Source organism: Arenibacter arenosicollis (assembly GCF_014397245.1).
Taxonomy (GTDB): Bacteria; Bacteroidota; Bacteroidia; order Flavobacteriales; family Flavobacteriaceae; genus Arenibacter; species Arenibacter arenosicollis.
In genome coordinates, this window is the sequence record NZ_JACLHY010000030.1 from 1 (window position 1) to 22960 (window position 22960).

At 39.6% G+C, this 22960-nt stretch carries 18 protein-coding genes and 1 pseudogene; 11 read left to right on the plus strand and 8 right to left on the minus strand.

Annotated elements, in window-relative coordinates; translation table 11 throughout:
- Positions 1-152: 152 nt before the first annotated feature.
- On the minus strand, positions 153-3011 hold the full coding sequence (locus tag H4O18_RS19630; protein WP_187587832.1) for a TonB-dependent receptor: 2859 nt from the start codon (positions 3009-3011) through the stop codon (positions 153-155).
- 488 nt (positions 3012-3499) lie between these two features.
- On the opposite strand from H4O18_RS19630, the gene H4O18_RS19635 reads away from it, so the two are divergent.
- From H4O18_RS19635 to H4O18_RS19645, 3 genes are all read left to right on the plus strand, one after another.
- Positions 3500-3955 carry a cold-shock protein gene (locus H4O18_RS19635; RefSeq protein ID WP_187587834.1) on the plus strand — a complete coding sequence of 152 codons (456 nt, stop codon included), beginning with the start codon at positions 3500-3502 and terminating at the stop codon, positions 3953-3955.
- Between the two features lie 412 nt (positions 3956-4367).
- Entirely contained in the window at positions 4368-5651 is a 1284-nt protein-coding gene (locus H4O18_RS19640; protein WP_187587836.1) for a serine hydrolase domain-containing protein, read from the plus strand.
- A 160-nt stretch (positions 5652-5811) separates the two neighbouring features.
- Complete coding sequence (locus H4O18_RS19645; RefSeq protein WP_187587838.1) at positions 5812-6240, plus strand: FKBP-type peptidyl-prolyl cis-trans isomerase; 429 nt, start codon at positions 5812-5814, stop codon at positions 6238-6240.
- Positions 6241-6388: 148 nt separating this feature from the next.
- On the opposite strand, the gene H4O18_RS19650 is transcribed toward H4O18_RS19645, so the two are convergent.
- Positions 6389-8686, minus strand: coding sequence for a DNA topoisomerase 3 (locus H4O18_RS19650; protein ID WP_187587840.1), 2298 nt, complete (start codon positions 8684-8686; stop codon positions 6389-6391).
- A gap of 253 nt (positions 8687-8939) precedes the next feature.
- Here H4O18_RS19650 and H4O18_RS19655 point away from each other — a divergent pair, with 253 nt between their 5' ends.
- Both H4O18_RS19655 and H4O18_RS19660 read left to right on the plus strand, forming a co-directional pair.
- Positions 8940-9635 carry a 3-keto-disaccharide hydrolase gene (locus H4O18_RS19655; RefSeq protein WP_187587842.1) on the plus strand — a complete coding sequence of 232 codons (696 nt, stop codon included), beginning with the start codon at positions 8940-8942 and terminating at the stop codon, positions 9633-9635.
- 170 nt (positions 9636-9805) lie between these two features.
- Complete coding sequence (locus tag H4O18_RS19660; protein WP_187587844.1) at positions 9806-10504, plus strand: protein-L-isoaspartate(D-aspartate) O-methyltransferase; 699 nt, start codon at positions 9806-9808, stop codon at positions 10502-10504.
- 117 nt (positions 10505-10621) lie between these two features.
- Here the strand turns inward: H4O18_RS19660 and H4O18_RS19665 are convergent, their stop codons facing one another.
- From H4O18_RS19665 to H4O18_RS19675, 3 genes are all read right to left on the minus strand, one after another.
- Complete coding sequence (locus H4O18_RS19665) at positions 10622-11209, minus strand: pseudouridine synthase (RefSeq protein ID WP_187587846.1); 588 nt, start codon at positions 11207-11209, stop codon at positions 10622-10624.
- 93 nt (positions 11210-11302) lie between these two features.
- Positions 11303-11671, minus strand: a complete 369-nt coding sequence (locus H4O18_RS19670) for a DoxX family protein (protein WP_187587848.1) — start codon at positions 11669-11671, stop codon at positions 11303-11305.
- A 65-nt stretch (positions 11672-11736) separates the two neighbouring features.
- The gene (locus H4O18_RS19675) at positions 11737-13044 is read right to left on the minus strand and encodes an alpha/beta hydrolase family protein (RefSeq protein ID WP_187587850.1); all 1308 of its coding nucleotides are present in this window, start codon (positions 13042-13044) and stop codon (positions 11737-11739) included.
- A 262-nt stretch (positions 13045-13306) separates the two neighbouring features.
- On the opposite strand from H4O18_RS19675, the gene H4O18_RS19680 reads away from it, so the two are divergent.
- Both H4O18_RS19680 and H4O18_RS19685 read left to right on the plus strand, forming a co-directional pair.
- Positions 13307-13720: a Fur family transcriptional regulator gene (locus H4O18_RS19680; RefSeq protein ID WP_187587852.1), complete on the plus strand. Its 414-nt coding sequence runs from the start codon at positions 13307-13309 to the stop codon at positions 13718-13720.
- A 55-nt stretch (positions 13721-13775) separates the two neighbouring features.
- Positions 13776-15764, plus strand: coding sequence for a heavy metal translocating P-type ATPase (locus H4O18_RS19685; protein ID WP_187587854.1), 1989 nt, complete (start codon positions 13776-13778; stop codon positions 15762-15764).
- 140 nt (positions 15765-15904) lie between these two features.
- On the opposite strand, the gene H4O18_RS19690 is transcribed toward H4O18_RS19685, so the two are convergent.
- Positions 15905-16744, minus strand: a complete 840-nt coding sequence (locus H4O18_RS19690; RefSeq protein WP_187587856.1) for a sugar phosphate isomerase/epimerase family protein — start codon at positions 16742-16744, stop codon at positions 15905-15907.
- Between the two features lie 168 nt (positions 16745-16912).
- Here H4O18_RS19690 and H4O18_RS22305 point away from each other — a divergent pair.
- A pseudogene (locus H4O18_RS22305) lies at positions 16913-17092 on the plus strand (hypothetical protein); the annotation flags it as partial.
- 134 nt (positions 17093-17226) lie between these two features.
- On the opposite strand, the gene H4O18_RS19695 reads toward H4O18_RS22305, so the two are convergent.
- On the minus strand, positions 17227-18537 hold the full coding sequence (locus tag H4O18_RS19695) for an MFS transporter (protein ID WP_187587858.1): 1311 nt from the start codon (positions 18535-18537) through the stop codon (positions 17227-17229).
- A 159-nt stretch (positions 18538-18696) separates the two neighbouring features.
- Here H4O18_RS19695 and H4O18_RS19700 point away from each other — a divergent pair, with 159 nt between their 5' ends.
- From H4O18_RS19700 to H4O18_RS19710, 3 genes are all read left to right on the plus strand, one after another.
- Complete coding sequence (locus tag H4O18_RS19700) at positions 18697-19803, plus strand: nickel-binding protein (RefSeq protein WP_187587860.1); 1107 nt, start codon at positions 18697-18699, stop codon at positions 19801-19803.
- A 394-nt stretch (positions 19804-20197) separates the two neighbouring features.
- Complete coding sequence (locus tag H4O18_RS19705; RefSeq protein ID WP_246474466.1) at positions 20198-20680, plus strand: cupin domain-containing protein; 483 nt, start codon at positions 20198-20200, stop codon at positions 20678-20680.
- A gap of 57 nt (positions 20681-20737) precedes the next feature.
- Positions 20738-22126, plus strand: coding sequence for an FAD-binding oxidoreductase (locus H4O18_RS19710; protein WP_187587862.1), 1389 nt, complete (start codon positions 20738-20740; stop codon positions 22124-22126).
- A gap of 79 nt (positions 22127-22205) precedes the next feature.
- Here H4O18_RS19710 and H4O18_RS19715 read toward each other — a convergent pair whose 3' ends face one another.
- On the minus strand, positions 22206-22943 hold the full coding sequence (locus H4O18_RS19715; RefSeq protein ID WP_187587864.1) for a phytanoyl-CoA dioxygenase family protein: 738 nt from the start codon (positions 22941-22943) through the stop codon (positions 22206-22208).
- Positions 22944-22960: the final 17 nt, after the last annotated feature.

Genomic DNA, 22960 nt, shown 5'->3' on the forward strand with positions numbered 1-22960 from the left:
ACAACAGAAGACCACATTTGAGCCTTAATTATAAAACACCTAATTTTATACATAACAAAAAACCTGTGAAGTTAACTTCACAGGTCTAATATATATTCTTTAAAAACCGTCAACCTATTTTAGGACGACTCAGATACTTATTCCGATTAGGTCTATTTAAGCGTAAAATTCACTCTTGCAAAAAGAAACCTACCTCCGATTCCAAATTGTTGTGCCCTACGGGACCAATCGAAACGGCCGTCGCTACGATTACCAAATTCATCCTTGGCTCTGTCTGGATAAATATCGAACAGATTATTTGCTCCAAGGGTAAAGGTTAGGGCATCCGTTGCTTTATAACCTACGGAAAGATCGGTTACGAGCTTGTTGCTGAATACCTGCTGATTGGCTAAAGTGGTGGTAGCTTCGGTAACCTCTCCAAAATATACATTTCTTAGAAAAATGATAAATTTATCGGAGGTAAGGCTGTTGGAAAGGTTTATTTTAGTTCTGGGAACGGCTTGTTCCAAATAAACCCTACTATCCTCCGGAAAGTATGTACCTACCAATCCTGCATTCCTTAATACGTCAGATGCATTTATATCACCTACTTTTTTGGTTTTAGAGAATGTGCCAGCTAAGTCCGACTTGAGTCTCCAATTAGTGCCTAAGTCCGTTTTGTGGGTTACCACCACATCCAAGCCTTTAGATTCTGTATCAATGGCATTGGCGAAGAATGAGGCTGCGGTAGCATTGGCTTGTCTTAACAGATTATCCAATTCAGTTCCTGTGCCTGGTCCGGAAAACTGACCGGTATATACTACGCGGTCGTTGATTTTTACAAAATAACCATCCACTGTCAAAGTGATATTAGCGTCCGGTATTTTGGCCGTAAGCCCCAAACTAACACTTGACGATGTTTCTTCCTTTAATTGCGGAATACCCAAGAGTTTGGCTGCCCTACTGTCATTAGCAAAAGTACCTACTTCCTGTGGGTTGCCCTGGTTGTCAAATATGGTCGAGGTGGAATTAAAGTTGATTTGGTGTAAGGAAGGAGCCCTAAAGCCTGTGTTTAATGCTGCACGAATATTTATATTATCGGTAGCCCTTAATCTTCCAGCCAATTTAAAATTGATGGTGCCTCCGAAATCGCTGTAATTTTCATACCGAGTAGCGAAACTTGCCAAAAAGGCTTCTGAAAAATCAGCTTCTACATCAAAATATCCAGCTACACTGCTTCGTCCTCTCGACAATTCATTTGAAGGGGCAAATCCTGGAAAAACTTGAGAACCACCAGGTCTGGAATTTCCAAAGAAATCTTGTGAAGGTTGTTGGGAGGCTAGAGTTATACGTTGACCGTTGGCAGTATATTGGGCATAAGAAGCTTCTTCTCCAGCAACAATATTATAGTTTTCTACTCTATACTCCGCTCCGAACGCAATATTTAAACCAGACATAACATCGTCAAAGAATTGCGTAATATCCAGGTTGGAGGTATTTTGAAGGAAAGAAAATCCACCAGCATCAAAAAATGTTGGGGAGGCATTTTGCATGGAGGCATTAAAGGTGTTCCCTATAGTATACAAAAATGAGTTTTTACCATAGGAATTGCTCAAGTCAACACTCCAATCCCCAACCAACCCTTTGATTCCTATGGCAATGGACTGATCCTTTATATTGGAGTTTATTTCAGGAAGAAAACCGTTAACGTAGGCGGGCGTATATGTTCTACTTTGGTTAGGTAACCTATAAAATCCTGCTGAATTACCAGTTCTCGAGCTAATTCCTGCAAAAGAGTATAGGGTAGTGCCGATATCATCCAGGGGCAATGAGAAATTTGCAAATAATCGGCCCCCACGCAAGGCAGACTGTCCTACCCGCATATTGTAGTCGCTTCTTTGTTGCCCTCGGGCCGCCAATTCCGCAGTAGTTGCATCCGCACCAAGAATTGTTCTCAAATCTTCCTTGGTGGTTGCTCCATTCCGGTCAATTCCAGCCTGATCGGTGTATTGGATTACATCGGCTACATCATCATCCAATAAATTAGAGATGTCGTATCCGTCTGAACCAGCTACTCTTTCAACGGTATTGTACAAATTAAATATAGAACCTTCCCATTCTTTCATTCGGCTATACTCTTGACGAACGTCGAAATCCCCAGAAAGATTTATAAATCCCCCATTATCTCCAAGTGGAATACCGTAACTGGCCGAAATATTGGTGGTTTCACCGTCCACACCCCCGGTTTGGTCATTGGCGTTTTTAGTGAAATTGGCACCTGTAGTAACTGTGGTGGTAAGTTCGTTTACACTTTTGTTCAATACAATATTGATAACCCCGGCAATGGCATCCGAACCATATTGTGCTGCGGCACCATCGCGTAATACTTCAATACGTTGGATAGCAGCTGCAGGTATCGCATTTAAATCGGTACCAACACTTCCTCTACCAAAAGTCCCGTTTACGTTTATTAAAGAGGAGGTGTGTCTTCTTTTACCATTAATTAAGACCAATACTTGATCTGGACCTAATCCTCTAAGCGAAGCTGGATCAATATGATCTGTACCATCCGATATGGTCTGGGTATTTGAGGTAAAGGAAGGAGCCACATAATTCAATATCTGGTTTAAATTTACCTGGGGGGCCATATTGTTAAGTTCCTTCATGTCTATAACATCTACAGGAACAGTGCTCTCTGTAGCCGTTCTGTTTGGATTACGCGAACCAACAATAATTACTTCTGACAATGCCACACCAGACGTAAGTCGAATGGCCATGTTGGTACTGTTGACTGTAACTTGTAAGGTTTGGAATCCAATATAGGAAACCACTAAAATGTCGCCCATTGTGGCCTCAATGGTGAAATTCCCATCAAAATCCGTGGTAGCACCTGTAGTGGTTCCTTTAATTACGATAGATGCACCGGGCAACGGAGTGCCTTCTTCATCCACAACTGATCCCGTTACTTGGGCGTTGGTAAAACCAACCATCCCATAAATGAAAATCAAAGCAATAAAGTAATACTTTTTCATATATGAGTTTTTTGAGTTTATAAGCATAGAAGTTAAGGAATTTTAGGTCAAGATGTAAGAAAAATTACTAAAAAGTGAGCTAATAGCTTAATTTTGAGAAAAATAGGAATGCAGTAATTACCTGCTGAAAGAGTTGGGGTTAAGTCATCCAAGCCATTAACAGCTAGTACAATGTGGTTTTGGCCAGCTAATTTTAATGACAGAATAAAACATTAGGTGAAATTTCTTGTTTATAATCCCAAAATCCTGAAAATCATGTGTGTTTTTATGTGAAAGGGATAAAAAATTGCAGGACGAAATTAAATAAATTAAAATACTAGCCTTATATTTGCTGTAGTTTTAAGAGTTGCGCTTTGACCTGTAATCACCATTGCTGCTACTAAATCCTTGGGTAAATAAAATTAGATTCATTTTTCTTTTTCAACACTCGTTTAGTATTTCAACCGCTGCTCAAACGAGATTTACAATTTATAACTTTAAAAAAAACAATGGCAAAATCGCAACAAACTTATAGTAAAAGTGAAAAGGAAAAGAAGCGCCTGAAAAAGCGTGAGGAAAAGCAAAAGAAAAAAGAGGCTCGTAAATTGGAGTCGAAGGAAAATGGGCCAGGTATCCAATTTGCCTACGTTGATCATGATGGGAATTTAACGGATACCCCACCAGATCCATCCAAAAAAATAAAAGTTGATGCCTCTACCATAGAAATTGGTGTTCCAAAAAGGGATGATAGTGATGTAGAGGAATTCGACCCTGTTAGAAATGGGAAAGTATCCTTTTTTGATACTTCAAAAGGTTTTGGATTTATCATAGATACCGAAAATCAAGAGAAATATTTTACCCACGTTAGTGGGCTGATTGATGAAATCGCGGAAAATGATAAGGTTTCCTTTGAGCTTGAAAAAGGTCAGAAAGGTATGAATGCCGTTCGCGTAAAGAAAATCTAGTTTCTAAGTCAATTCCTAAAATGGAATTGCGCACCTATATAATATTTAGGGTAGTGCAGATAAATTCAACTTTGTATGGATTTATGTACTACCCTTGTTTTTTGCCATAATTTGGGTAAATGAGCCCCGTTTATAGATTCCCCAAGCCAAACTTTCAATTTTGTTCTTAACGGGGGCTATCGTTGATGGATATAAATTCCATCAAATGCTATAGTAGTCAATACAACAACTTTTTTTGAAATTTGATGGTATTCCGAAGATATAAGTCATATTTATATTTTCTTCTATGTACTTTGATCTTACTTTTCTAGATAAAAAATAATCGAAAACCATTTACTGTTTTGTATAACCAAAAAAAGCAATAACTTTTAAGATTCGTAAAAAAGGATAACAAATCAAATTTTAAAGTACAATGGTAAAATTATTTAAAGCTTACATTTTTTTATTAGGCTGTCTGTTATGGATATCCTTTACACATGCTCAAGACCTATCTACAGCACTTCCGGAGGAAGTAGGGATGTCATCAGAACGCTTGGACAGATTATCTGCCACACTTGAACAGTATGTAAAAGAGGGTAAAATGGCCGGAAATGTGGCCCTCATTGCGAGAAAGGGCAAAGTAATTTATCAGCATGCCTTTGGGGCGAGTGATTTGGAGACCGGGAAAAAGATGGGCAATGACGCCATATTTAGGATAGCTTCACAAACGAAGGCCATAGTTAGCGTAGCTGCAATGATATTACAGGAAGAAGGAAAACTTTTGATAGCAGATCCAATTGGAAAATATTTACCAGAATGGAAAGAAACTACTGTTGCCAAAATACGTGATGACGGGGGATATGATGTGGTAAAAGCAAATCGCTCCATAACCATAAGGGATTTGTTGACCCATACTGCTGGTATTGGATATGGACATGGACCTGCAAAAAAGGAATGGGAAGAGGCCGGTATACAGAACTGGTATTTTGCAGACCGAAACGAACCTATTGCCGAAACTGTTGCGCGTATGGCAAAATTGCCAATGGATGCCCAGCCTGGAGAAAAGTTTGTATATGGTTACAATACGGATATCCTTGGGGTAATTGTAGAAAAAGCCTCTGGAAAATCACTGGATGCATTTATAAAGGAAAGGATCTTGGATCCGATAGGAATGGTGGATACTCATTTCTATTTGCCTAAAAATAAAACTGAAAGACTAGCTACTTCCTATATGGCCTATGAAGGCAAGCCTCTGGAAAGATCTCCCGATCCCGGCTTGGGAATTGGTCAAGGTCATTATGTTAAGGGACCCCGTAAAAGTTTTTCCGGTGGCGCCGGTCTACTTTCTACGGCCATGGACTATGCCAAATTCTTACAAATGATGTTGAATGGAGGTGAGTTTAACGGGCAGAGGATTATATCCCCAAAAACCGTTGAATTAATGATTGCAGATCATGTTGATGTTCGTGGCATTCCCTATGGCAGTAGAAAGGGTTCAGGTTTTGGACTTGGCTTCTCCATTACCAAAAACGTGGGGGAAAGGGGAGAACCTGGTTCTGTCAGTACTTTTGAGTGGGGAGGAGCTTATGGATCTACTTATTGGGCAGACCCCGTGGAGGACCTGGTTGTAGTATATTTTAAACAACTAATACCTACCAACGGAATTGACGATCACGCTAAGTTGAGAAGTTTGGTATATCAGGCCATTTTGGAGTAAACCACCCACTGTATATTGTTGAAAACACATGATTTTAAAGAAAAAGTGTTAAGATATTGTAAATTTTAGCGGTTTTAGGACAATCTATTCTTCTAAAAAATCTATATCCCATAGGTTTGCACTTTAATAGTCAGATTAAAAATTAGAGATACTGAATTTTATGAGTAGAGTTAAGGAAAATGACAAGGTAAAAGTACATTACACTGGAAAATTAAAAACCGGTCAAATATTCGACAGTTCTTTGGAAAGAGAGCCAATCGAAGTTACTTTGGGACAAGGCCAACTTATTCCAGGTTTTGAAAAGGAATTGGTGAATATGGAGGTCAATGAAAAGAAAACGATTACCGTGCCCAAGGAAGAAGCTTACGGAGATATTATGGAGGAATTGTTTCATGAAATTAAGAAAGCGGAGCTTCCTGAAGACATTAAACCTGAAATAGGAATGATGTTGGTTGCAAAAAATCCGGACGGTACAGAAAACCAATTGCGAGTTACAGATGTTAAGGAGGAAAGTATTGTTATTGATGCCAATCACGTTTTGGCAGGACAGGACCTTACCTTTGAGTTGGAATTGGTAGCTATTTTATAAAGCTTAAATAAAACAGCATTTTCACTACTAGTGGATAATGCTATTGAATTACAAAGGCCGTCTAATTTGGGACGGTCTTTTGCTTTTTATACACCAATTTTCTTTAAAAGATATAAAAGACTATGGCTAATATGGGCTAGTAGTTTTGTTATGCTTGCTTATGATTGCCATTCAAGATATTAAGAACTAGGGCTTTGGTCAAAGGTCTATCGGCAGCTTTGGCTTTTACCTCCTCAAAGGTGAACCTGAAATCGCAACCGTTTCGGTGCTCGCTGCAACCGTATGAGGTTTTTCCTTTTACAATCATTCCATTTTTGCATTTGGGACAACTTGGGCTATCGGTATTCGCCTTTTTCTTAGGTTCCAGAATCAGCCTATAATTTTCATCAAAGCGTACGAGACCTTCAACATCCTTAACCCCTTCGCAATCAAACCCTTTTAAATTTACGGTACAACCTTTTTGAAGCAACCTCATCAGCTGCTTTTCAGAGATTTTTTTATGGTGAACAACAAATGGAAGTATAAAATCACAGCCATTTTTGTACCCACTGCAGCCATAGGCCGACTTCCCTTGTATAAGATTCCCATTCTTGCATTTTGGGCAGGTTTCATCCGTAATGCCTTTTGAACTTTTTTTTGGTTTTGGGGTTTCTTTCTTTTGGTCGGCAATGACATTGGAGATATTGGCACGCTTTGTTTCACTCCTTACTTCGTAAACCAATTCGTCCACCATTTTTTTCATATTATTGATGAACAATGCAGCACTAAAATTGCCTTTTTCAATATCTTTCAACTGCTTTTCCCATAAACCTGTTAGTTCCGCAGATTTCAGCAATTCGTTTTGAATCGTATTGATCAATTGGATGCCTGTTTGGGTAGCCAGTACTTGCTTTTTATTTCTTTCTATGTACTTACGCCTAAATAAGGTCTCAATAATATTGGCTCTAGTTGATGGTCTTCCTATGCCGTTTTCTTTCATAAATTCACGCATTTCCTCATCGTCAACCTGTTTGCCGGCCGTTTCCATTGCCCTTAGTAAAGTAGCTTCGGTAAATTGTTTTGGAGGCTTGGTCTGTTTTTCCAAAAATGAAGGCTCATGGGGACCTTTTTCACCTTTCACAAAATTTGGTAATATACCGGGTAACTTTTTTTCTTTGGAATTGGCCGTCTCAAAAATAACACGCCAGCCTTTCTTGAGTATCTCCTTGCCCGTAGTTTTAAATGGGATATCGGCAGTCTTTCCTGTTACCGTTGTGTTGGAAACTTCACAATCATCATAGAATACGGCGATAAATCTCCGAACAATACTATCGTATACCTGTTGTTGGGCCACCCCTAGTTTTATCTCAACCCCAGTAGGAATAATGGCATGGTGGTCCGTTACTTTTTTATCATTGAAAACCTTTGTTGATTTTCTGATTTTTTTGGCCAACAGGGGCGAGGTCAAAGGCTCATAATTACTTAGATTCCGAAGTATTCCTGATACCTTGGGATATACGTCATTGGGTAAAAAAGTGGTGTCCACCCTAGGATAGGTAACCACTTTTTGTTCGTATAATTTTTGGACGATCTTCAGTGTTTCATCCGCTGTAAAACCAAATTTAGTGTTGCAATATACTTGTAGGCCCGTTAGATCAAATAGTTTGGGAGCATATTCCTTACCTTTCTTTTTGGCAATGGAGACAATTTCAAAATCGTGTTCCTTAACCTGCTTGGCCAGGATTTCCCCTTCCTCCATTTTTAAAAATCGGCCTTCCTCATAATTAAAGACCGTATCCCTGTATAGGGTTTGCAATTCCCAATAGGGTTGGGGCTTAAAGTTTTCTATTTCCAAATACCTATTTACCACCATGGCCAAGGTGGGGGTTTGTACCCGACCTATGGACAACATCTGTTTATAGCCGCCGTGTTTTACCGTATAAAGGCGCGTGGCATTCATCCCTAAAAGCCAATCCCCTATGGCACGGGAAAAGCCAGCATAATAGAGATTGTCATAATCTTGGGAGGACTTTAATTTAGTAAACCCTTCTTTTATGGCCTCGGTTGTTAAGGAAGAGATCCACAAGCGCTTTACTTCTCCCTTATAGTTGGCCTGATGCATTACCCAACGTTGAATAAGTTCTCCTTCTTGACCGGCATCCCCGCAGTTTATAACCACCTCCGCCTTATCAAAAAGACTTTTTACAATATTGAACTGTTTTTGGATTCCCGCATTGTCCACCACTTTTGTTTTAAATTTTTCGGGGAGCATGGGTAAATTGTTCAAATCCCAACTTTTCCAATAAGGCTTATAGTCACTGGGCTCAAATAAAGTGCACAGATGTCCAAAGGTAAAAGTTACGGCATATCCATTTCCTTCAAAATACCCATCATGCTTAGTGTTTGCTCCTAAAACTTGTGCAATTTCTCTAGCTACGCTGGGTTTTTCCGCAATACAGACTTTCACTTCAAAAGGGGTTTAATAAGGCTTGCAAATTACTTAATTTAAACTGTCTTATTCCTAGAAAAAAGGATTTTCTATTCCAATGATATTTGGAATGGAGTACTCAACTTGTAATAGAACCGGACTATGTTTTCCAATATTAAAAATGCCAATTGATAATTATATTAGGTGGAATATCGTGGTAAAATGATATATTTATAGGGCACAGTTGTGAATTCTACCAATATTGCCAACATTAAATAATAAAACTAGCAGGATGAAAAATACGATCGTTATTATATTTACTTTCTTTACTTTAATTTCTTGTACCTCCCAAGCTGCCAAAAGTCTTTTTAATGGAAAGGATTTGGATGGTTGGCATGTAGATGTACCCAAAATGGACAATGATCCCAATGCTATAAATCCCTTTATAGTAAGGGATGGTATGTTGGTGAGTTTGGGAGAACCACAGGGCCATCTTATTACGGATGCCATTTATCAGGACTTTAGGTTGGAAGTGGAGTATCGTTTTGCTGGGAAACCTGGTAATTGTGGTGTGTTGGTATTTGCTTCAACTCCTAGATCCCTATATGAAATGTTTCCCAAATCTATAGAGGTTCAAATGATGCATGAAAATGCCGGCGATTTTTGGTGTATTGTACAGGATATTGAGACGGACAATATGTTGGAAAGACGTGGGCCTAAAGAAGAATGGGGAATTACCGAAGGCAAATTGCGAAGAATAAAAAATTTGACCGATGGTTCGGAAAAACCTTTGGGTGAATGGAATTCCATGACCATTGAGTGCCTTAATAACTCAATAAAGGTATGGGTAAATGGCGATTTGGTAAACCATGGTTACAATGCCACAGTAAGTAGTGGAAATATTGCCTTACAGGCGGAAGGTGCGGAAGTAGAATTCCGAAAAGTTATGCTCACACCTATTAACAAGCTCAGTGAAACAGCGCCGTGATAAACAATGTCTTGCTCGTCCCACCTTGGGTACTTCTACATTTTGGTTTGATCCTATTATAGAATGGGTGATCTAAAAGGCGTATTCTTTTAACATAGGGGCGCAGAATGCTTGGGTTTTATTTTATATCTTATTAATTATTAATAAGATATGTTTTAAAAGCAAGAGCAATGAATTATAGATCTTTCTTCGTTTATGGGCTTGCGCTTTGTTTTTCGAGTGTACTTATTGCCCAAAACCATCATTTCATAAAAAGGGAGCAGATGGTAAAAACACAACTGCAAGCTAGGGGTATCAAAGACCCTCTAACCCTTTATTCCATGCTGAATGTGCCACGGCATGAATTCGTACCCAAAAACCTGGTCGACCATGCTTATAAGGATGGTGCCTTGCCAATAGGCAACGACCAAACCATTTCCCAACCCTATATAGTGGCGTTTATGACTCAAACATTACAATTAAAATCAACTGATAAAGTTTTGGAAATTGGAACAGGCTCGGGATACCAAGCAGGAGTACTGGGCAAAATAGTGGATTCTGTTTTTACGATTGAAATAATAAAAGATTTGGCCATGTCCGCCAAAAGTAGATTGGAGAATTTAGGTTTTGATAATGTCACTGTTAAATGGGGAGATGGTTATCACGGTTGGCCAGAAAAAGCCCCTTTTGATGCCATTATGGTCACGGCAGGAGCGGAATCCATACCTAAACCTTTGTTAGATCAGCTTAAGAATGGGGGACATATGGTGATTCCAGTAGGGCCAAACGATGATGTTACCTACTTGGTAAAGGTCACTAAAAGTAATGATAGGATCATTACCAAAAAATTGTTTCCAGTTCGGTTTGTACCCTTTACCAGAAATGAATAAAAAAGTTGGGGTTGATATGGACTTTACTGATGATAAAAGGGTTTCATGTCAAGAAATAAGTGTACTTGCCCTGGGTTATGTTAATCTTGATTTGCCTTAAGTAGTAATATATGATACCTAAATAGATAGGTGGTGAATGGGGATTACCTCTCCAGGGATTAAATTGGTCAACTCAATGTCCCCAATCCGCATGCGGATCAATCTTAGTGTCGGAAATCCTACGGCTGCAGTCATTTTCCGGACCTGACGGAACTTCCCCTCAGTGATGGTGATACTGATCCAGGAATTGGGCCTATGCCTTCCAATTCTTAATTTTTTATCCGGGTCGGGTAGAACAGGGAGGGTGGACAATCTATGAACAGAGGTGTTTTTTGTGGTATATTTCTTGCCATGGAATCCTATTTCCACTCCATGCTGTAATAATTCTATAGCTTCATTGGTTATTTCTCCATCCAACTGTACATAATATTCCTTTTCCACGCCCGAACGGTTGATCAGATCGCTCAGTTTACCATCTGTAGTTAGCAGAAGCAATCCCTCCGATTTTTCATCCAAACGACCGATGGGCATAATGCCTTCAGGAAAATTATGAAGCTCCGTTAAGAAACGTTTGTTGCGCAACTCCTTGGCGTCATTGGAATGCAATTGACTGAGCATTTCGAAAGGCTTGTATATTTTAAAGTGAAGATGTGCAGGTTCCAGCATGGATCGAGGGTACTATATTTTGGACAGGGTTGAGACCCCAAAGTTATAATTTTTTCTTTATGCCACTTTTTAAAATATCAATCCAAATCCCAATCAAGTAGCGTATTTTCGAACAGCCCACGCCAGGCCTATTATGACAAATTGTATCGGCAAACGAATCATAGCAGCCTCATGGCTTCCAATGGCAGGTTGGTCCAAAAATACATCCCAAATATGGATGGGAAGAAAAATGATCATAAGCCATAATATCCCGGTAGCTCCCAATTTAGCGTATTTGGGAAGGAGGAGCAGTACTCCTAGAACAATTTCCAATACTCCTGACAAATAGATGACCAACATTTTAAAAGGTAAAAAATAGGGTACGAAGGAAAGGTAGAAGGATGGCTTTAAAAAATGTTGTATCCCTGCGTATATCATAAAAAGGGCCAAGAGAATTTTAAGGATGGTCCAAAATAGCTTCATGGCCTAATTGTTTTGAAAAATGTTAAATAAATATTGAGTTAAGGAAGTACCCGAATAAGAAGTCTTTAAGGAGTAGGTTTTTCATGTAGCAGTTCCATGCCTGTTGATGATCGGGGCTTAAATCCGATCCAGTCTTTTTCATTGGAATTTTCCTGAACCTCCAAGAATTTTGAATAATCCTTTTGTTTTAGGTGTATCCCTAAAAAGGCAGTCAGGAAATGTTGATTTACATTATTAATTTTCCTTTCGTCCCAGCTGGGTTCTGCATACCTATAATATTCATCTATATGGAGCCCTGGTTTTAAGGATTCTATCGGGGGTGGATTAGGGGCTACGTTGTGCCTTGCATTTTTATAGGTAAGTAAATATCGGTCGGCATTAACAGCTCCTGTATATATTGCCTTAATTCCTTTTTCGTAGCCTGAAATGTCATCTTGGTTTCCTGCAACAAAAAAGGTAGGAACTTTTAGCCCTTTTAAGCCTTCCGCATCCCAAACCCCACGCTCCATTCCCCAAGGAGCAAAGGCCACAACCGCCTTGATTCGTGGGTCTACTTTTGGGAATTTTGGGTTGCTCATGGCCAACTCTGCTATGGCTTTGCTACCACCGCTCATTCCTGAAAAGAAACCTACGAGGCCATCGCTATAACCAGCTCCCGCCACATTTAATACACCATAGCCTCCCATGGAATACCCTATGATGCCAATATTTTCAGAATCTACCAACCCTGATAAAAAGTTTTTGTCTTTAGCTTTGCCCAAATTTGCCATTTGGTTTAGCACAAAGGAAATATCCTTGGCCCGGTTCACTAAAGTACTTGGAAAGGGAGAGGCATCTTTAAATGTGGAATCCGTATGATCTATGGCCACTACAACATAGCCTTTGGAAGCCAAATTCTCCGTTAGATAGGTCATAAGGTATCTTGAGCCAACATACCCGTGGGCTACTACTAAAAGTGGAAAAGGACCATCTGTGGTCAGTGGGGCGGCATCGCGGGATGCCCTACCTTTAAAAGTAATGGGAGTCAAAGGTCGTAGTGTATCATGGGCCGTGCCCATGACCTCGTTATATGTAACAGACTCTGTTGCTCCATTGGCCAATAGTGCTGGATACCAGACTTCAACCTTTAATGGTCGATCATAAATAGGGTCTATGCCGTTTTTCGAATTTAAAACATCTGCTTGTCCTTTGTTGACAAAATCCATAGTTCGTACTCCAATTTTATAAGTACCACGTGCCGATAGTTCTGGAGCGTCCGGCATAGCATCCCCGTAAAGGAACGATTCGTTTTGGGCGTTTAATACAGAATTGAAAACGAGAAAACAAAGTAATATTTGAAGATGGGCAAAACGGAAAAGAGTTGGTTTGATCATGAGTTTTTGGTTTAGCTTAAAAATACAAAATATAACTTCAACTATTCAATCCGAAATTGCTTTTACACAAATGAATTGGACTATTTGTGCCTTATTACTATACTCAACTATCATTAATTGGCGTAGGGTTTCTATTATAATTATGAAAACTTCAAGGGTTTGTATTTTAAGGATACATTAGAAAATAATACCTTGGTGATTGAGGAACGATAATTGAAAATGAAGAAATAATTAGGAAGGTTAGAACGAGCACAACGAAATTATGAAGGAAACCGAGAAACAACTGAAGAAATTTGGTGTCAGGCCTACAGCTATGCGCATTTTGGTGCATCAGTTTATGGCCTTGCAGCAGTCGGCGGTTAGCCTTACCACCGTGGAGGAGAATTTTGAAAAATCGGATAGGACTACCCTATATAGGACTTTAAAGACTTTTGAGGAGAAGTGCATTGTCCATCAAATAGACGATGGAACAGGAATCCCCAAATATGCACTCTGCGATCATGATGAAGGTATGGCAAGGCACTCAGACCTACATTTGCATTTTCATTGTACAAAATGTAATAAAACCACTTGCTTAACCGAGCATCGGATTCCTCAAATAAATCTGCCGGAAAAATTCATCCCAGAAGATGTAAATATGCTGGTAAAGGGTATTTGCGAGCACTGTAACCAATAAATGCACATACATTGCAAGGGCATAACGGTTAATTTTGCTTTTAAATAACTTATTTATGAAGGATCAGCATGATCACAAGGGTGAGGACCACAATCATGAACACGACCATGGTGGGATTTTTGGTGAAAAGACAGAACTCTATTTTGCTATTTTAAGTGGGGTATTCTTTTTAACGGGATTGGTTTTGTCTACCATATTTAATGCCCCGGATTGGGCTCCATTGGTGAGCTATATAGCGGCCTACTTTTTTGGAGGATATTTTACTCTGCTCGAGGCAATTGCCAAGATTCGGAAAGGGGAATTTGAAATTGATTTTTTAATGCTCGTTGCCGCCTTGGGAGCTGCCTATATAGATAGTTGGGGAGAGGGTGCCTTATTATTGTTCCTATTTAGTTTAGGGCATGCGTTGGAGCATTATGCTATGAACAAGGCCACTAAATCCATAAAGGCCTTAGCGGAGCTTTCCCCCAAGACTGCATTATTGAAAAATGGGCAGGATATTAAGGAAATTCCGGTAGAGGATTTGAAGTTGAACGATATAATAGTGGTAAAACCAAATACCAAAATATCGGCAGATGGAGTTATTGTAAAGGGGAGTAGTAGTATAGATCAGTCACCTATAACAGGAGAAAGTATTCCTGTGGACAAAACAGCAGTTTCCAATGCCAAGGATCTTCCGGAATTTAGTGAAATAGAACAATCCCACCTTGTCTTTACGGGTACCATTAACGGGGATGCTATGCTGGAGATTCAAGTTTTAAAATTGAATGAGGATGCTACCATTTCCAGATTGGTAAAAATGGTAAGCGAGGTGGAAACCAAAAAATCACCCACCCAATTACTGACCAAAAAATTTGAGAAATGGTTTGTGCCTGCGGTCATTGTTATGGTCGTTGTTTTGTGTTTTGCTTATTTGGTCATAGACGAGACGGTGAAAGAAAGTCTTTATAGGGCCATTAGCGTATTGGTAGCTTCCAGTCCATGTGCCTTGGCTATTTCAACACCGAGTGCCGTATTGAGCGCCATTGCCAGGGCGGCCAAAAAAGGAGTGCTCATTAAAGGGGGACGTGCCCTCGAAGATTTGGGTAGCCTTACCACCATAGCTTTTGATAAAACAGGGACACTCACCGAAGGAAAACCGAGATTGACAAATGCCCTTCCCAAAAATGGATTTGATAAAAATGAGTTTCTTGATATGGTGGCAGACGTAGAGAGTTTAAGCAATCATCCCTTGGCAAAGGCCATTACGAAGGATCTTATAGAAAAATATGACATTGAAAGCAAACACCGTTCCTCCAATATGCAGGCCGTTCAGGGAAAAGGGGTAAAGGCACAATATAACGGTGATTATATTTTTATTGGCAATGTGCAATTGATGGAGGAGGAGGGAATCCAAATTTCATCTGAAACCCATGATCAAATTAGCCAATGGCACAATGACGGGCAGACAGTTATGTTGGTGGGTTATAAGCAAACAATAATCGGATTGTTGAGTGTCATGGATCTTCCCAGAAAAAGTGCCGCTTCTACCTTGGAGCGACTAAAGGAAATAGGGATAAAACAAATGATTATGCTGACCGGGGACCATCAAAACGTGGGCGACTCCATTGCCGGACAAATTGGACTTACCGAAGCCAAAGGAAATTTGCTTCCGGAAGACAAGGTAAAGGCTATTCAGGAGTTTCAGAATAAGGGAGTAAAAATTGCCATGGTAGGTGATGGCGTAAACGATGCACCTGCAATGGCCAGCAGTACGGTAGGTATTGCAATGGGGGCTGCAGGGAGCGATGTAGCCTTGGAAACCGCAGACGTAGCCTTAATGTCGGACAAGATAGAAAGCGTTCCTTTTGTAATCGGGTTGAGTAGAAAATCAAAATCAATTATCAAACAAAATCTTTGGATCAGTTTGGGCGTTGTGGCTTTTTTAATTCCGGCCACCCTTTTAGGATTTGCCAATATAGGTATTGCTGTAGCCATTCATGAAGGGTCTACCTTGTTGGTGGTAATCAATGCCCTACGGCTTTTAAGGTTTAATCTTGATTAAGCCTTGCAGAGAGTGTTAATAGAGGTGGAGAGTAGAAAAACAAACGGCTGCCATGGATAGACCCTGGCAGCCGTTTGGCTATAATAAAACCAATTTTTAATCAACACCATATTTATCGGCAGCTGAAATTGGTCGTATTCTTATTTAAATCCTATTTTGATGATGCCCTTATGACTAATTTTTATAGCTTCCAAAGGTGTCATGTCAAAAGTTTTATCCTGCTCAACCATGTAATACTTCATCCCGGAAAGCTTTTTTTGCGCAAGGATTTTGGAAAAATTAATTTGACCGTTACCTACAGGGGCAAATCTGCCTTGATCGTCCATATCCTTCACGTGCCACATTATGAACCTACCTGGATATTTATTGAAATAAGCCACAGGATCCTCGCCAGCTTTGGTTACCCAATAAAGGTCCATCTGAAAATTTACATATTTTGAATCGGTATTTTCCAGCAAATAATCAATGGTAACAACACCATCATCCCCTTTTTTGAATTCAAAATCGTGATTGTGGTATAGAAGTTCCAATCCCGCCTTGTGACATTTTTCACCAAGGGTGCTCAAAACGGAAGCGAGTTGTTTATAGTCGTCCCTCAATCCCATGGGTGGTACTGGAATTACAAAGTACTTGAAGCCGGCCGCTTTAACATCGGCAATCATGGTATCCGCATTCTCAAGCGTAACCCCGCCCTGATGTGTGCTAATTGGTTTTAGCCCCACTTCTTTAAGTAGATTGCTAAATTCCATTGGGGCCATATTGTAAAATTTACCATCCCTGTATCCTGCTGCTTCAATATTTTTATAACCGGCATCAGCAACTGCCTTAAGAGTGGCTTTGGCATCGGCACCCATATTATCCCGGACAGTATAGAGTGCCAGACCACCAACCTTTTGCTGGGCATTGGCTGTAAACATGCCAAAAATCAGAACTGGCAGAATTAATTTTTTTAATATTAGGGTGAACAATGATTTTTTCATAATACTCTGGAATAATATTTTTCTAAAAGTAATATTTGTTTTAATAAATATCCTATAAAAAAATGGATAAAAAATTTTGAGCAACATTTTAAAGTAGGCTCCGATGGATATATAAAAAATGGATTCAGCAATTGTATATGGAGATCTATGTGGAGCCGAGGTTAGAGATTATTGTCAGCTGTTAATCTGTTATTCAGTTTGTTGCACAATCTGTGCACTACCACCATTTATACTATATATCAAGAGACCAAAAGTGTAAAAAGGACCGTAGTAGCTTCAATATTACCTGTAATTATGGGACTTGTGGTGACATTTTTAGTGGCCCAAATTTGGAGATTGCTGGCTTAGTTTCCATATTCCATAATCGACCCTATCCCTATAATGATGGAATTCACCGGGTGTTGAAGAGAATGAACTATTAACAGTTGAGGGATATGAATGCCTTGGATTATAATAGTTCCAATTCTAAAACGATTTTAATTCTACTCAACATTGGGCAATTGATAACTCACATAAGCACCAGCGAGTCCAAAAAGAGATAGAACCAGTATGATACCCTCTGTAGAAATGATTGCAGCGGCGGCGCTTATGCCACCCGTAATCAAAAGAATAAACCCTATAATGGTATTGCTAACTGCTACATAATCCGTCCGCTTATTTCCGTTAGCTATATCTACGATATAGGTTTTTCTTCCCAAGCGTACACCACTGTGGGCGATTCCTAATATAAAAAAAGCAACAGGATAAAGCCAATACGCGTTTTTGGCATTGGGCACGAAACTTATAAGCACAAACATTGCTATTCCCATTAAGGCAGCAATAATCGCTGCAAAGGTCATTACATTTTTACTGCTTACATCGGCCATTCTTCCCCAAACAGGCGCGCTTAAAATAGAGGCCAGTCCGTTTGCAATTATAAATAGCCCTAGCAGAAAGCCTTCCTTACCCAGATAGGTTTGTGCCAGTATCACATAAAAGGGTGCTGTTAGGGCGGAGCAAAGTAGTAGGGACCGAGCAATGATAAAACGTCTAAAATTTTTATCGCTTCTTACTAAATATATACGCTCCATTGCTTCCTTCCATCCATTCCTCCCTCCGGAGGTTTCCCCAGGAAACTCTTGGACACCCATATAGATAACAGCCGATATTAACCACATGGTACTCGCAAAGAAAAGGGTGTAACTATAAAAGGTGATACTTGCATCACTTTTGGATTGATAGACCATATAAAGTCCGGCTAGCAATACCAAAATCCCGGACACGGCCACCGTATAACCTTTCAATTTTCCTCTCCTAGTCTTGGGAATGGTCTTTCCCAGTACATCCTTGGAGGCTACCGAACACAATCCACGTGATAAACTAAAGGTCACAAGGAAAAGGATGATAAGCCACCCGGCCGTTGCGCCTTGGGTATATAGGCTAACAAAACCTATGGCGGCAATGGATGCAAATTGAAGAATTGCTCCAAGAACATACACCCATTTACGTTTTTCTTTGGTGCGAATATAACTCGCAATGACTATTTGGGGAAGCATGGACCCCGATTCCCTGATAGGAACTATAAAACTAATTAAATAAATTGGTGCGTTCACATAACTCATTACCCACGCCAGAACCGTTTTAGGATTACTTAATGTATCGCCCAATTTTGTCAGCGTATTACTCAGCATTATAAGAAAGTAATTTTTTGGGGTGTTTTGGCAGGCTGATTCATCGATGTCCTTACAGATACGGGCATCTTCCTCATTGTTTAAATAATCATATAATTTCTCTGTCCAGCGGATTGGTTTCATATACTTACTTCGGCCAGTAATTTATAGTCAATTATATTGAGCTTCAAGATAATGTAATAAAAACGTTTATCAAATATTCCCAATTTTTAGTTTAAAGAATATGGATATATTTCATTTTAACTTGTTTAAAATCATTAACTTGTATAAAAAAATAACACTATGCCAATTTACATGGATCGTCACGATATTCCCGAGGAAATCACTGCGGCGCATGTGGCACAAATGCATCGGGAAGACCTAAAAATAGAGCATCTTTATGGTTGCAAGGGTATGACGTATTGGTGCGATGAAAAAAGGCGAACGGCCTTTTGTTTAATTCAGGCGCCCAATAAAAAGGCAATCCAGGATATGCACAATCATGCACATGGCGAAGTTCCCCATAGAATTATTGAGGTGGAGGGGTCAATAGTAGAATCGTTTCTTGGTAGGATAGAGGATCCCGAAAAATCACAAAAGACAGAATTAAATATTATTAACGACCCCGCGTTTAGAACCATAATGGTCATTGATTTAAGAAAAGTTTCCTTTTCAGGCATAGATTCAGAGGGCTTAAAAGAGGAAATCCTGCAGCTCAACAAAGTCATTCTTACATCGATAGAGAAATTTTTAGGAAGAATTGTAAAACAAAAATCGGATCATTTTTTGTTATCTTTTAATTCCGTTACCAATGCAGTACTTTGTGCGCAGGAAGTTTATACCAATCTAAGTGCAATTTCAAAGGACTACAATAAATATTTCCAATTGAATATTGGATTGCATGCAGGGGTTCCTGTTACGGAGAAGGATGGTATTTTTGAAGATACCATTAAAATGGCGGAACGCTTTTGTGATATTATCCATGGAAAAATCGTTATATCCCCTGAAGTAAGGGAATTGTATGAAAGTGAGAATCGTAACATTAAACTGGACCATGAAAATATAAAATCCCTTAATGTTGGAGACGAAAAATTTGTCAATCTATTAGTGGATTACACGGAGAAGGAATGGACCAATGCTGCATTCAATTCCAATGAATTTAGTAAAAACCTAGGATACAGTAAATCTCAACTATATAGGAAAATGATTGCTCTGACCGGGAAGTCACCCAATACCTTTATCAAGGATTATCGTTTGGAAAAAGCCCTGCAATTATTGAACAAAAATTCGAATAATATTTCTGAAACCGCCTTTAATACCGGATTTAACAGTCCAGCCTATTTCTCTAAATGTTTTATGGATAATTTTGGGATCCTACCGTCAAAATATGTCCAGAATTATGCTGTATAGCCTTTATGTCCTGTAATTCTCCCCATGCTTGAATTTTGTAATTTTTTGAATTAAAAGTAGAGGTCTTTGGGATTTATTTCGTTTACTTTTACTTTGAATAATTTGATAATCCACGTTTGCAAATTGTCTTTGTGGCCTTATCAAGAACATAAAGCAGTCTATTGATCAATACTGCTTTGTTTTTCACAAACGCACCCCCCTCGATTTAAGATTTAAATAACCAATTACTAATTTTTCCCTTTTCCAACTTTTTGTCCACAGGTAGTGGATGAATTTTAAAGGATACGGAATTGGCAAGACTTCTACGCTCCATTATTAGGTTGAAGTGGTAGGACTGGATACTGGAATTTACTTTTTTGATAGTAATAATTATTAACCTTAAAACATTTAAGTCATGAAGAGCGCACTTAATTTCTACAAGATAAAAGTTGTCATGTTATTTTTCACCTTATTGGCTAGTCCGTCCTTTTTTGGACAAGGCAACCTTGAAGGCGAATTGGAAACATCCTTGGTTAGGACACACACGGATAAAGATTTGCAATGGGGCCCATGTCCATCTTTTATGCCCGAAGGCTGCACAATATCGGTATTGCATGGTAATCCCTCCAAAAATAATGTGGATGTCTTTTTTAAAGTACCTGCCAGCTATGAAATACCTGAACACTGGCATAGTTCTGCTGAACGTATGATACTTGTTTCTGGCGAATTGCATGTTACCTATGAGGGGGAAAAGGAACAAATAATGAAAGTTGGATCCTACGCTTTTGGTCCTTCAACTAAACCTCATACCGCGAAATGCGGTGATAAAGATCCATGTGTGCTTTTCATTGCCTTTGAGGAACCTTTGGACGCTTTTCCAATGGTACTTAAAGAATAATGGTAAATACACATTTATAGAATATGAAGTAAAAAATATTAATTTAAAATCAAGATTATGGAAATGGTAATAGGTATGGATGCCGGTCTTATTGCATCCTTTAAAAAAGAAATACGAGGAGAGGTAGTAATGCCTTCTGATGGCGCATACAATAGTACCCGTAAGGTGTATAATGCTATGATTGATAAACATCCCGGCATGATCGTCAGGTGTGTGGATGTAGCCGATGTAATAGCTTCCGTAAACTTTGGTAGGGAAAACGAATTGTTGATTGCTGTCCGGGGCGGTGGACATAACGGAGGTGGTTTGGGTTTGTGCGAAGATGGAATGGTTATAGATTTATCAGGAATAAAGTTTATTAACGTGGACACGTCCAATAATACGGTACGCGTTGGGGGAGGCAACATTTGGGGAGAAGTAGATCATGCCACCCATGCTTTTGGGCTTGCAATTCCGAGTGGAATGATTTCTACAACAGGAGTAGGAGGATTAACACTGGGAGGTGGTGTAGGTTATCTTTCCAGGAAATACGGACTTACCATAGACAATTTGTTGGAGGCCGATATGGTGTTGGCCGATGGTTCTTTTGTTACCGTGAACGCAAAGCAGAATCCTGATCTTTTTTGGGCCATTCGTGGTGGCGGGGGAAATTTTGGGATTGTAACTTCTTTTAAATTTCAGGCCCATCCTTTAAAAAATGTAATTGGAGGACCTACCTTATGGCCAATAGAGCAAACTGAGGAAATAATGGCTTGGTATGATGAATTTATTCATAAAGCCCCAGAGGATTTAAATGGGTTTATAGCAACCATGATTATTCCAGGTCCGCCATTTCCCGAACATTTGCACAATAAGCAATTCTGTGGAGTTGTATGGTGCTATACGGGGCATCCAGACAAATTTGAAGAAATCTTTAAACCAGTTTTGGCCAAGAAACCCTTGTTCCAACATGTTGGTGAAATGCCCTATCCTTCCATTCAAACGATGTTTGATGGACTTATGCCTCCTGGAATGCAATGGTATTGGAGGGCCGACTTTTTCAATAAACTAGGTCCAGAAGTTAGGGCTGGGCATTTAAAATACGGATCAAAAATTCCAACGCCACTTTCGCAAATGCATTTATATCCCATTAGCGGAGCTGCAGCTAGGGTTGGAGATAAAGATACACCATGGGCATATAGGGATGCCAAATACGCAGGTGTAATTGTAGGGGTGGATCCGGATCCGGCAAATGCCGACAAAATCACTAATTGGTGCAAGGATTATTACAATGAATTGCATCCACATTCCTCTGGAGGTGCCTATTCCAATTTTATGATGGATGAAGGTCAGGAACGGGTAAAAGCAAGTTATAAGCATAACTACCAACGATTGGCCCGTATAAAAAAACATTATGACCCCAATAACTTGTTTAGGGTAAATCAGAATATCCTTCCTAGTAGTTAAGGGTCAGGGAGCAATTTGGGCAAGCCATCTAATTGGCTTGCCTAACAAGGATATGTGTCCCATCGAGGTCTTTAAGCCACTAAACATCCAATATTTTTTGGGCTTGTGTACCTACACGTTGTTTGGTTTCCTCGGTAATATATTTTTTTTGATCTATCTGTTGGGGCTGGTCAAAAGTACAAAAATAACTGTGGATACTTCTTCTCGATTTTGTAGTTCGGTTGGTAGTCCCCCCATGCCAGGCGTGTGAGTTAAAAATAAAAACAGATCCGGCCGGAGCGGTGATGATTATTTCATCAGGATGGGGAAGGCTGGGATCTTTCATTTTTTCATTAGGCGAGATCCCTAGTTTATGGGTTCCTGGTACAATGCGGGTTGCACCGTTATTTTCGGTAAAATCATCCAATAACCATATGGAGTTACATACTTTGTAGACACCTTCCACCATTTTATTGCCCCAATCTATATGTAAATTCTGATGTCCAAGTCCAGGTTTTGCAGCCCTGTAGTTCAGGGAGGATAATTTAAAGGATGGGCCTAGAACGGCTGCTATACCGGCCAGAACTCTGGGATGTGAGTAAAAAACATCAAAAACCTCCCCTTTGTTAACCAGATCCGCCAAGCGATCGGCACCTTCTTCCTTGGGATGCCTTATATATTTGGATTCGGCCAATTCCGATCCCGCAGTCTGGCCTTCATTCAACATGAGGACTTCAATTCTATCGTTAATGGCTTTTACTTGGTCGTCTGTCAACAGTTTGCCCAAAGACAAATATCCTTGACTATCCAATATTTCAATTTCCTCTTTTGTGAGCATGCTTAGGTTTATTAATA